General features: G+C 66.5%; 9 protein-coding genes. All 9 read right to left on the reverse strand.

Annotated elements, in window-relative coordinates; all coding sequences use genetic code 11:
- On the reverse strand, positions 1 to 1,526 hold a 1,526-nt coding region (locus J7357_RS07660; RefSeq protein WP_244667362.1), incomplete at its 3' end, for a condensation domain-containing protein.
- Positions 1,527 to 1,585: 59 nt separating this feature from the next.
- Positions 1,586 to 2,434 carry a cupin-like domain-containing protein gene (locus J7357_RS07665; protein ID WP_209245673.1) on the reverse strand — a complete coding sequence of 283 codons (849 nt, stop codon included), beginning with the start codon at positions 2,432 to 2,434 and terminating at the stop codon, positions 1,586 to 1,588.
- A 29-nt stretch (positions 2,435 to 2,463) separates the two neighbouring features.
- Positions 2,464 to 3,723, reverse strand: a complete 1,260-nt coding sequence (locus tag J7357_RS07670) for an aminotransferase class I/II-fold pyridoxal phosphate-dependent enzyme (protein ID WP_209245674.1) — start codon at positions 3,721 to 3,723, stop codon at positions 2,464 to 2,466.
- A gap of 582 nt (positions 3,724 to 4,305) precedes the next feature.
- Positions 4,306 to 5,487, reverse strand: a complete 1,182-nt coding sequence (locus J7357_RS07675) for a VWA domain-containing protein (RefSeq protein WP_209245675.1) — start codon at positions 5,485 to 5,487, stop codon at positions 4,306 to 4,308.
- Positions 5,484 to 7,799, reverse strand: coding sequence for a DUF5682 family protein (locus J7357_RS07680; protein WP_209245676.1), 2,316 nt, complete (start codon positions 7,797 to 7,799; stop codon positions 5,484 to 5,486). The genes J7357_RS07675 and J7357_RS07680 overlap by 4 nt, the downstream gene beginning before the upstream one ends.
- Before the next feature lie 14 nt (positions 7,800 to 7,813).
- Complete coding sequence (locus J7357_RS07685) at positions 7,814 to 8,896, reverse strand: AAA family ATPase (protein WP_209245677.1); 1,083 nt, start codon at positions 8,894 to 8,896, stop codon at positions 7,814 to 7,816.
- Positions 8,897 to 8,922: 26 nt separating this feature from the next.
- Positions 8,923 to 10,449, reverse strand: a complete 1,527-nt coding sequence (locus J7357_RS07690; RefSeq protein ID WP_209245678.1) for a DUF5691 domain-containing protein — start codon at positions 10,447 to 10,449, stop codon at positions 8,923 to 8,925.
- Positions 10,446 to 11,774: an SWIM zinc finger family protein gene (locus J7357_RS07695; protein WP_209245679.1), complete on the reverse strand. Its 1,329-nt coding sequence runs from the start codon at positions 11,772 to 11,774 to the stop codon at positions 10,446 to 10,448. Before J7357_RS07695 ends, J7357_RS07690 begins: the two co-directional genes overlap by 4 nt.
- Positions 11,775 to 11,910: 136 nt before the next feature.
- The gene (locus J7357_RS07700; RefSeq protein WP_209245680.1) at positions 11,911 to 12,111 is read right to left on the reverse strand and encodes a hypothetical protein; all 201 of its coding nucleotides are present in this window, start codon (positions 12,109 to 12,111) and stop codon (positions 11,911 to 11,913) included.
- Between the last annotated feature and the right edge of the window lie 74 nt (positions 12,112 to 12,185).

Raw genomic sequence — 12,185 nt, forward strand, 5'->3', positions numbered from 1 at the left:
TCGAACGGCTCGTGCAGGCACAGATGCTCGGAGTAGGGGGCCGCCGTGTCGTTCCAGTCCACCACCATCCGCCGGCGCTCGTCGGGCGGCAGCATCGGCAAAAGCTCGACGTTCGTATCCCGAGCTGCCGCCATTTCGGTCAGCACGCAGTGTAGATAGCTCGCCCAGCGCTCGACGCTATCGCGCTTGAAAAGCGCTGTCGCATAATTGATGCCGCCGATGAGGCGACCTTCCGATTCGCTGAGATCGAGCGCGGCATCGAATTTTGCGAAGGCTTGGGTGTCCCGCATCGGCGCGATGGTGATGTCTTCGAGTGCGAGCGATGACGATTCCTCGCTTTGCAACAGGAACATCACCTGGAAGATCGGCGCGTAGGCCAAGCTGCGTTCCGGATTAACGATCTCGACGATCTGCTCGAATGGAAGGTCGTGATGTTTCTGAGCATCCAGTACGATCTTGCGGATATGAGCGAGCAGAGTTTCAACCGTCGGGTTTCCGGACAGGTCGATGCGCAAGGCTAGCGTGTTGACGAAGAAGCCGATCAAGCCCTCGAGTTCCAGGCGCGACCTATTTGCCTCTGGCGTGCCGATCACCAAGTCTTGCTGGCCCGACAATCGCGCCAGCACGATGGCCCAGGCCGCCAGCACGGTCATGTACAGCGTAGTGCCGCAGCGCCGGCTCAGCGACTTCAGTTCGGCCGTGGTCTGCGCATCGATCTCAAGGGCCACCGTATCGCCCGCGAATGCCTGCACTGCCGGACGCTGGCGATCCGTGGGAAGCTCCAGCAATGCCGGCGCGCCTGCCAGTTGCTCCCGCCAGTAAGCGGCCTGTTCGGAAAGCGCCTCGTTCGATAGCCAACGCCGCTGCCAAACGGCGTAGTCCACATAGCGGATCGGCAGGGCGGGCAATGAGGCAGGCGTCCCCCGTGCGAATCCTGCATAGAGCGCGCTCAGTTCTCGGATCAGGATCGTATTGGACCAGCCGTCGGAGACGATATGGTGGACCACGATCGACAACACCCAACGCTCGTCGCCGCAGCGAATCAGGCGGCCACGCACCAGCGGGGCACGGCTCAGGTTGAACGGGGCGCTCGCTTCGCCATCGAGCAACGCAGCGATGGCGTCCGCCTGATCGTGCACTTCACGCAAGTCATCGAATGCGAGCGGGAAGGGCGTATCGGGTGATGCGATCCGCTGGATGGGATCGCCATCGATAGTCATGAAGCAGGTGCGCAGTGACTCGTGGCGCACGACCAGTGCATCCAGCGCACGTTGCAACGCCAGGGGGTCGAGGCGGCCGCGCAGTTCCATCGCTGCAGGAATGTTGTAGGCCGCGCTGAGCCCCTCCATCTGCGCCAAAAACCACAGGCGCTGCTGCGCAAACGAGAGCGGAAAATCCCGCTCCGCCTCCAGCCGTACGATCGGTTGCGAGGTGACTTTCTTCTCCGATCGTTCTGATGCCAGTGCGCGTAAAGCAGCCAGTTCGGGCAATGAAAGCTTTCTCAACTTTTCGGTGATCGACGACATCCTGATATCCGATTCCTTGATATGAGTGAGCGGCCGCGTCGGCCTGGTCGAAGCAAGCTTCAGGCAATGCCGCCGAGATAAGCGAGCACGTCTCGATCGAAATCATTTCTCGGATCCTGAACCGCGTTCCGGAAGCGCTCCGCGCTGACCTCATGAACGAAGTTCCAAGTGATCGAGATTGAATCCGAAAGCGTGCGCACGTCATGGAACCATCCGCTCGGAATGAACAGGATCTCACCGGGGCGGAGTATGTCGTCGTACGCGGGTCTAGCTTCGTCGAACCGTGGGAACAATGTGCGATCCACCGCGTCCGGGTCGACGAAGGTGCCGTCGCGCATCAATACACCTGCATGCTGGGGAGCATAGAAAACGACGTGTTTCTCACCATGAAACTGGCAAAGCATCGCTTCGGTGAGAAAGGGGTCGCGATGGAGACGGGTGCGTGCTCCACGGCCACTGATGAACAAACCCTTGTACGGAAATAGATCGGTCACTGGCGAGATCGGGGCGGTTTCCGATTTCGGCAAGACAAATCCCGAGCGGGGGAAGAAGTACGGATGGCCCCATTCCGCAGCCAACGCATCGAACAGACGGTCCGCCCAAGTGAAATCGACATCCTTGAACCGTACGTAGGCGCGGACGTACTCGGTGGCTACAGCATCATCCGGCTGGTCGAAATTACGATCGAGATAGTCGGTCAGATCCTCCAGATCGACGAGAGTGAACAAATCGTCATATACCTGTACCTCCATGCCACCGACCTTGCGACGCAGATGATCAGGCGTCCACCTGCCGGGCTGTCGCCAATCGTCCATCGCATCGGTGACGATCACTGGCACGTTTGCACGGACGTACTCGGAGAGGAAGGTCGCTTCCGTGACTCCTGAGATCCTTGGGATCAACTGCATTGGTGGCCTCGGGAGGTGATGGTCGCAAATCAGTAAGTCACAATCCGACGAGCCTTAGAGCCAAGCGGAGTGTGGATTGAGGGCACGCGCGCATCGGCGACCGCCTGCCCGAGATCTTCGAAGTAGGCGTCGACCGACGTCTCGTGGACCAGGTTGACGGTCCTCTGAATGGCTGCCGGGCGGGCAACCAGGCTCATGTACCAGCCCCGGTCTCGCATACGGTCGGCGATGGAGAAGATGTCCAGATCCAGAGATTCGACCGAAATGACAGTCAGATCGGGCTGTCCCACCACGCTAAGACCGCACTGGGCGCGATAGCCATCGAGATGGCGGTCGCGCAATCGCATCAGCGCACGGGTGACATCGAGATAGCCATTACGGCCGAGATAATGCATGACCGCCCACGCCGCAGCGATGGGTCCGCCGGACCGCGTTCCCGAGAGTGTAGGGGTGAAGTAATCACCCTTGGGCCAATTCGAAAAGCGACTGAACTGGAACTGGTGATCGCTGGCACTTCGATACAGGATCAGTGACGCTCCTTTCGCCGCATAGCCAAACTTATGCAAATCAGCGGAGATCGAGCGGACCCCAGGCACGGCGAAGTCGAAGAGGGGAATCGGATGTCCCAAGGCGCGAACGAAGGGCGCCAGCAGCCCACCGATGCAGCCATCGACGTGCAGCCAGACCCCATGACGCTGCGCCAGAGTGCCCAGGTCGGCAATCGGATCGATCAACCCGAACGGCAATGACGGCGCAGACCCGACGATGAGAATGGTATTGACGTCCATCGCCGCTTCCATGGCCTCGACATCGCAACGTAGGTCAGAACCCGTTGCAACACGGGTCACATCCAACCCAAGAAGATGTGCACCCTTGTCAAAAGCCGGATGCGCCGAATCAGGGATGACGATGTTGTGGCGAGAACTCGCGTTGGCCGTGGACGCAGCGGCGTCCCGCGCTGCCTTCAATGCCAGAAGGATGCTTTCCGTTCCACCTGAGGTGACGCTTCCGGCCGCGGAAGCTCCACCATTAAGAAGCTCCAGCGCCATCGACACCAGTTCGGCTTCCATCTGCAGGCAGCTGGGAAAGGCTTCCGGTGCCAGCGCATTGGCTCTTGAGAACCGCTGATGCGCCTCGTCGCTGACCCTGTCGACTTCGTCATTGGCGTAATAGCAATGAAGTGGAAGACGACCGCTGCGAACGTTCCAATCGTCTTTTTCAAGAACATCGAATCGTTCGCGAAGCGCATGCAGATCAAGCCCACAATCGGGTAAACGGTAGCGCTCCATTCCCTTTGGATCCTGTAGACATTCCAGCTGATGACGCGTGTCACAACTCAGGATAGCGCACCTTGTTGCGGCTAATAGTGTCGACGATCTCTCAGACCAAGGCCGCTGTGCACTTGTCTACAGAACGAGGCAGCGAGATCGACTGTACCTGTTTTCCCGCTATCCAATCGCGCTCATTGCGTGGCGCTAGATGCGTCATCTTTCGCAGTTCGAATGCGGGAGAATGCTGAGTAGGCGGCTTGAGATCGTAACGGGATTTCGCCGATGTAGCTCCATTCCTTGCGCGCTCCACTTCGCCACATGTGCTGCCATCCGCCGCTGCTCCTTTTTGATGTTGCAGGTCAGCGACCATGCGTCATGTCTGCGGGGTAGAGGCTGTAACGCTCTTGGTTCACGTGGCCGAGCTGGAAACCAAAAACCGGCCAAGGGCCGGTCAGTTCGATGCGTTCGAAGGGATCAACTGGTATCATGCAGCGTTCTGGTTCTCCGACAGCCACGCAGTCAATTTCGCATAATGTATCTTATGTAAAATCAACCGGCCGAGGCGGCCCGCAACCCAAGACACTATCAGGCCCACCAACCTCACCGCACCGTCACCAACCCCTGCGCCCCGGCCCACTGCTGGATGTCGTCCCGGCGGATCGCTGCGGCCATCAGGCCCGGGAAGGCATCCGGCGTGCAGGCGAACGACGGTACGCCCAGCGCCGCCAGCTTGGCGGCCAGGGCGCGGTCGTAGGACGGCGTGCCTTCGTCGCTGAGGGCGAGCAGCACGATGAACTGCACGCCGGATTCGATCAGTTCGCGGGCGCGCGCCAGCAGCCGGTCCTCGACGCCGCCTTCGTACAGGTCCGAGATCAGCACCAGGATGGCGTTGTGTGGTTCGCGGATGATCCCCTGGCAGTAGCTCACCGCGCGGTGGATGTCGGTGCCGCCGCCCAGTTGCACGCCGAACAGCAGGTCCACCGGATCGTCCAGTTGCTCGCTCATGTCGACCACTTCGGTGTCGAACACGACCAAACGCGTGGACACTGCCGGCAGCGAGGCCATCACCGCGCCGAAAATGCTGGAATACACCACCGAGGCGGCCATCGAGCCGCTCTGGTCGATGCACAGCAACACTTCGCGTTGCGGCTTCCTGGCCTTGCGGCCGTAACCGACCAGGTCCTGCGGCACCACGGTACGCAACTCCGGCTGCCAGTGCCGCAGGTTGCTGCGGATGGTGCGATGCCAGTCGATCTCGGCCAGGCGTGGGCGGCGGTTGCGGCTGGCCCGATCCAGGGCGCCGGTCACCGCCGAGCGCATCGGTTCCTCCAACTGGCGCAGCAGGCGCTCCACCACCTGGCGCACCACCATGCGCGCGGTGTCCTTGGTCTGCGCCGGAATCACCCGGCTCAGGCCGATCAGGTTGGCGACCAGGTGCACGTCGGGCTGCACCTGCTCGAGCATTTCCTTTTCCAGCAGCATCTGGGTGAGGTCCAGGCGCTGCAGGGCGTCGCGCTGCATCACCTGCACCACCGACGACGGAAAGTAGCGGCGGATGTCGCCCAGCCAGCGGGCCACGTTGGGCGAGGAGGCCCCTCGCCCGCCGCGGCGCCCCAGGCCGCCTGGGCCATCGGGTTCGTACAGCGCGGCCAGCGCCTGGTCGATGCCCTGCAGCGGCTTGGGCAAGGCGCCGCAACTGGATTCGGCCTCCTGCCCCAGGATCAGGCGCCAACGCTGCGCGCGCGAGGTGGCCGTGTCGGGTGTGGGTGTCATGTCGGTCATGCGGTCAATCCCAGCAGTTCGCGCAGCGTCGGCAGGGCCCGCTCAACGCGGGCCAGATTCCAGTCCGGGGCGACAGCGGCCACGGTGGTTTCCACCGGCGCCTGGCGCACGCGCGTTCCCAGGTCGCGGCGGTCGGCCGGCTGGAAGGCGGCGAAGGTGCGTCGCACCAACGGCAGCACGCGCACCAGTTGCGCCTCATCCAGCGCCACGACCCAGGCGTCGATCATCTGCCACACGGCGTCGTCGTGCAGCAGCACGGTGGCGTTGCGGTTGAGGAATCCGTCCAGCCACTGCGCGGCCTGCAGCGGTTCGGCACCGGGCGACAGTTGCTGCTGCAGTTGCAGGTGCACGGTGTCGGCCTGCACCGCCTGCGTGTCGAACAGCAGCCGCAGCGCCACGCCCCGCAGCAGCGCGTTGCATGCCGGCGACAGCGCGACGCGTCGCAAGGCCTGCTGCCAGTCGGCGCTGCCGTCCGCGTCGCCACGCAGGCCGATGGCGCGGTCGGCGTCCAGGACGATGCTGCGTGCCTGCTCGGAGCGGGCCTCGTCGAGGCTGGACAGCGCCAGGGTCAGGCCGACGACTGCACGCGCCAGCATGCTGTCGAACAGGTGCGCGACCTGATGGCCCTCTGTCTGGCGGACATTGCCGTAGCGGTACACGTTGGCCAGCGGCGGTAGTGCGCCGAGCAGCGCCAGCGGGTCGGCATCGGTGGCGGCACGAGCCTCGAGTTCGGCCGCGATCGCGCTGACCGCCTGCGGCAGGTCGGCCAGCAGCACCTGGTCCACCAGCGCGGACAGCGCAGGCAACGCCTCGGCCTTGCGTGCCTGCGCGATGGCCATGCTGGACGCGGCATCGGCCAGGGTCTGCCCGTGGCGGCTGGCTTGCACCAGGTCCACCAGGAACTGCGGCTGCCAGGCCAGTTGCCAGATTTCGTGGAAGGTGCCGCGTGCGGACTGCCCGGTGCGCGCCAGCCGGCCCCACTCGATGCCGATCAGGCGCAGCCGATGCAGCAGATGGCTGCGTGCCAGATCGGTGTCCTTGCGCAGGTCCAGATCCAGGGTCTTTTCCAGCGCTTCGGGTTTCAGGCGCAGGCGCTTCTGCTGCGCCTCCAGGTCGCGCTGCAGCGGCACCGCCGGCACGCTGTCGGGCACCTGTCCCAGGGCATCGCCGATCATCAGGCGCTCGCGGATGAGCCGCATCGGCGCATCGTCGCCGCTGCAGATGACCGCGCGGCTGGCTTCGGCGATGTCGTCGAGGCCCGGGGCCGGATGACCACGCAAGGCAGCCAGGGTGTCGGCCAGGCGCGTGGCCTCGATCAGGTGCGCCGACGAGCAATCGAGTCCGTGCTCGCGCAACAGGCGCCCCACCCGCGCATACCAGCCGACGGCGCGCTGGTCGTGGACGCCGCTGCTGCGCCACAGGTGGTCGTACCAGCCCGGCGCGTCCACGCCGGCGCCGTAGCCGCTGTCCATGCTCAGGTGACGATAGGTCCACGGCACCCAGGTGCTCTGCGTCTTGCGCTTGGGCATGGCCTTGAGCAGGCGGCTGTCCGCGGTGGCGCTGTTGGCGCGCAACGCGTCCGGCTTCAGCGCCGGCACATGCCAGGCGCCGCAGACCACCGCGACGCGCGCGAAGGCCTTGCCAGCACTGCGCAGCGCGCTGCGCATGTGGGCCTCGCGCACGGCCTCGTGTTCGCCGCGCGGGCCGGGATGATCCGGCGTGTGTGCGCGCACGGCGGTCATGGCCTCGGCGATGGCATCGAACAGGCCTTGCCCATCGCCACGCTCTTCCACCATGTGGTTCCACCAGGTCTCGCCGTCGGCATGGCCGGCGGCGCGCGCCAGCCAGTCCAGCGGATCGGGCGGACGCACCTCGGCGCTCCCCTCGCCGGCTGGGTCGGCAGCGTCCGGCGCCGGTAGCGGCGTGTCCGCCTGCTCCGGCATGTCGTGGATCTGCGCGGGCGCACGCTCGGCACGTGCCTGCGCCTGCCATTCCAGGGTCAAGGCCGGCGGCACATCCATGAAGCGCACCGGCACGCCGTTGCGCAGCGCCCAGTAAATGGCCTGCCACTCCGGGGAGTACGCCGCATACGGATGGAACACCGCCAGTTGCGGGTCGTCGACGCAGTAGGACAGCAGGGCCACCGGCGGCTGCATGCCCTCCTCCAGCACGTGCGGCAGCAACGCCTCGGTGCCGGCCGGCCCTTCGATCAGCACGCAGTCCGGCTGCAGCGCCGTCAATGCGGCGACCAGGCTGCGCGCGCAGCCGGGGCCGTGGTGGCGAATGCCGAACAGGGAGATCGCGTCGCTCATCGGCGCCGGCCCGCTCAGACCTGCTCGCGGAAGGCGCGGTACAGGTCCTTCCAGTCCTCGCGCTCCTTCACCACGGTTTCCAGGTATTCCTTCCACACCAGCGCGTCTTGCACCGGATCCTTGACGATCGCGCCGATCATGCCGGCCGCCATGTCCCCCGGGCGCAGCACGCCGTCGCCAAAATGGCCGGCCAGGGCCATGCCGTTGTTGATCACCGAAATGGCCTCGGCCGTGGACAGCGTGGCGGTCGGGCTCTTCAGCTTGGCCTTGCCGTCCTCGGTGACGCCATTGCGCAGCTCGCGGAAGATGCGCACCACGCGCGCCACTTCCTGCAGCGCCGGCGGTTCGGCCGGCAGGTCCAGCGCCGCGCCCATTTCGGCCACGCGCTTGCGCACGATCGCCACTTCGTCCTCCTCGCTGGACGGCACCGGCAGGATCACGGTGTTGAAGCGGCGCTTCAGCGCGCTGGACAGTTCGTTGACGCCCTTGTCGCGGTTGTTGGCCGTGGCGATCACGCTGAAGCCGCGCACCGCCTGCACTTCGCTGCCCAGTTCCGGAATCGGCAGGGTCTTTTCCGACAACACGGTGATCAGCGCGTCCTGCACGTCGGCCGGAATGCGGGTGAGTTCCTCGATGCGGGCGATCTTGCCCAGGCGCATGGCCTGCATCAGCGGGCTCGGCACCAGCGCCTTCTCGCTGGGGCCGTTGGCCAGCAGCTGCGCGTAGTTCCAGCCGTAGCGGATCTGCTCTTCGCTGGTGCCGGCGGTGCCCTGCACCAGCAGCGTGGAATCGCCGCTGATCGCCGCGGTCATGTGCTCGGAGACCCACGACTTGGCGGTGCCCGGCACGCCGAACAGCAGCAGGGCGCGATCGGTGGCGATGGTGGCCACGGCCACTTCCATCAGGCGGCGGTCGCCGATGTACTTGGGGCTGACCACGAAGCCGTTCTCCAGCGTGCCGCCAAGCAGATAGGTGACCACGGCCCAGGGCGAAAGCAGCCAGTTGGCGGGCCGTTGGCGGCTGTCTTGGCGGCGCAGTTCCTCCAGTTCCTCGGCGTATTGGTGTTCGGCGTGCTGGCGCAGGACGGCAGTGCTCATGAGGTCTCCAATGAAAGGCGTGAGGATCAGGATGCGGCGTGCAGGGTCTGGCGCAGGGCCAGCAGCTGGCGTGCCTGCTGCACGCAATCGAGCATGGCGGCGGTGGCGTCCGCGGGCGGGTCGGTCACCTGCAGCTGCGACAGCGCGGACGAATGCAGGACGGCGAGCAGTTCCAGCAGCGCATCGCGCAGGGTGTAGTCGTGGCGCAGCGTGGCCTCGCCGAACAGGGCCCCCAGCCCTGACGCCAACCGCTGCGAATACGCGGCGCTCAGGGTCTGGCCATGCGCGGTGCTGGCCAGCACGTCGCCGAGCAGGCGTTGTTGCTGCAGGTCGGCGGCACTGGCCGGCCAGTGCCGTTCGCGCTGCGCCGGCGGCAACAGGGCGAGCAGGTCGCCCAAACTCAGCAACCGCTGCTCCACGCCGATCAGCGCTTCCACCCAGGCCGGTTCGCTGGCATCCACGCGTTCCAGCCAGGCCCGCAGCAAGGCGTCGTACCACTCGGTGTCGCGCGCCCAGGCCAACACCTCTTCCGGAGTCTTCTCCAGGGTGTCGCACCACCAGGTAAGCGGTAGCTGTCGCGCCAGTTGGTACAGCCACCAGGCGCGTTCACCGAGGGCGTCGTGATCCGGCCGCTTGCCGTCGATGGCCGCGTCGGTCCAACCGGGATCGGCGGCGGACGGCGCATCCAGCGTCCAGCTCACCCGGCGCAGCAAGCCGCTGCGCTGTTGCCGCAGCATGCCAAGCATCTGCGTTTGCAGGTATTGCGCATGCGTCGTGTTCGCCAGCCGCGCCAGCATCGGCCCGGCGAGCAGCCGCACTTCGCGGCTGCGATCCTTCAACAGCTGCTGCAGCAGGGGCGCGTCGGCATCGCCCAGTTGCGCCTGCAAGGCCTCGACGCAGGCCGCGCGTTCGCGCGCAGACAGATCCTTGAGTGCGGCTTCCAGGCGCGAGCGTGCGCCAGAGGCGTCCTGCGTGCGCAACTGCCGCAAGGCCAGCAACCGGGTGTCGAACGCGCCGTCGTTCCACATGCGCTCCAGGTCTGCAGGCGTCTGCGCCGCCTCAACCGCATCGGCGGCGTAGGCCCACTCCGCACTGCGCGCCGCCAGCCATCGCCCACGCGCACCGAGTACCGGGCGCAATGCGGACCGCAGCGCGCTCAGCCGCGCGCCTGCATCCAAGGCCTGCGGCAGTACCGCGACCGGCAGATGCTGACCGCGCGCGGCCAACTGCAGGCAGGCCTCATGGCGCAGGCGCTTCAGCCACGCGGGCGGCTGCTGGCCGGCGAACAGCTCCCGCAACACCGGCAACCAGGGATGATCGGCGGGCAGCACCTGCGGATCCGGCGGTGCAGGCGGCACCAACGGCATTGGCGCGCCCAGACGCAGCGCCGCACGCCGGCAGGCCGCCAACGCGCCCACCTGCAGGCTGTAGCCTAGTGCCGCGTCCTCCTGCGTGGCGATGGCAGCGAGCACCTCGCCGAGCGCGCCGTCGAGCGGGATCCGTTGCGGGCGATCGATGCCCAACAGGACCGGCTTCAACCAGGCCTCGTTCATGCCGCGCTCCTTTCCCAACGCTCGCCTTGCGCATTCCAGGCGCTGAGCGGCAACAGCGTATCGCCATCCCACTCGCCCATCAGACACAGCGGATGGCCGCCCGCGAACGCGAGCAGCGCCCAGCCCTGCAACGCGGACACCTGCAGGGGCAGGCTGCCGTCGGCGTGCTGCGACCAGGCGCCGCGGCCATCGTGCGCGATGTGTACGTCCTGCAGATACATGGGTACCTGCGGCAGCCAGGGATTGAGTGCCTGCGCGCGGGCGGCGGCGTCGAGGGTGTCGGTGCATGGCGGCGCGGCGGCTGCCTGCACCCCGGCATCCACCTCGCCCGGGACGGCACGCAACGGCACCGTACCCGGATGAAAATGCAGGCGGCCGACATGCACGTCGCCGTTGCGCCAGTGCTGCTCCCAGCCGCGCCCACCGTGGCTGTAGTCCTGCAGCAACGCCGAACGACCGCTATCCATGCCGTGCAGCCACACGCGGCGCTCCAGCAGATTGCCCGGCTGCTCGATCAGGAGCTGGCCCAGGACATGCCAGCGATCGTGCACCGCCTCGCCGTCGCGCAGCACCGTCTCGCGCTCCAGCGGCCAGCCCAGCACCGCGCGCAGATCGGCCTGCCGCGTGGCGCTGAAATCCTCCGCGCGCAGCACCGCCTGGGCCAACAACTGCAGCAGGCCGAGGCGCTCGCCGAGATCGGCCAGTTGCGCGAGATCGCGACCGCCCTCGCCCACGGCGCGCTCCAACTGCGTGGCCAGCCCCGGTGCCTGTGCATCCACCATGCGCGCCATCATGCGCCGCGCGTCGTGGGCGAATTCCGCGCCCAGGTTGGCCAGGCCCTGGCGGAACTGGTCGGCGATCCAGCGTTGCAGTTCCATCGCGCCAGCCTGGATGCGCGCCCAGCGCGCCTGTTCGCGTTTGGCCGCCGCCGCGGCCTGGGCCTGCGGATCGGGCGGCGGCGTACTGGCGGCGACCTCCTTGCGCGCCGCGCGCTCGCGTCGTCCCTGCATCCATTCGTCGACCCAGGCCGGGCGGGTGCCCGGCACGCAGCGCGGATTGCCGGCGGCATACAACAACAGCATGGCCAGGCCATGCTTGCACGGGAACTTGCGGCTGGGACACGAGCAACGGCTGACCATCGCCGCCAGATCCACCTGGGTCTGGTAGGGCTTGGCGCCACTGCCCTGGCATTCTCCCCACAGCACCTCGGCATCGGCCCCGAGCAGGCCCCATTTCGCGTCCGTGGCCAGGCCTGCGGCCGCCTTGGCCGATGCCGCATCGGGCGCAAGCGCGAGGACCTGCTCGCGTGTGAGTCGCACTTCCATATCCGTACTCATCTCAGCGTCGCGCCGATGATAGCCGAGCTTGTGTGGCAATCAGCGACACCGTCGGGGCCGAACACGTGGCTCAGGACTATCGGTCCGCGGCCGTTGCACGACCGCCGCACCATGCGGCCGTGGCTCAGCCGCCCCGCCCCAACCGCCGCAGGATCTGGGCACGCTGTTTCGCGCTGAACGCGGTGGCGTGCGCCTGCAGCAGCGCGATCACCGCGGTATGCGCCCCGTGGGTGCGACGTTGCAGTTCCCGGGCGGCGGCCTGTTCGATGGCGCGCCATTCGGCGACGGTGGTTCCGGTCGGGATGGGGGGGCTGGCTGCACGCATTGCGAGGTCCGGTTGCGACACTGGGAGCAGGCCGATGCTCGCTCGGCCTTGCCCTACTCTATCGCCAAGTGGTC

The sequence above is a fragment of the Xanthomonas sp. D-109 genome (assembly GCF_017746095.1).
GTDB classification, from domain to species: Bacteria; Pseudomonadota; Gammaproteobacteria; order Xanthomonadales; family Xanthomonadaceae; genus Xanthomonas_A; species Xanthomonas_A sacchari.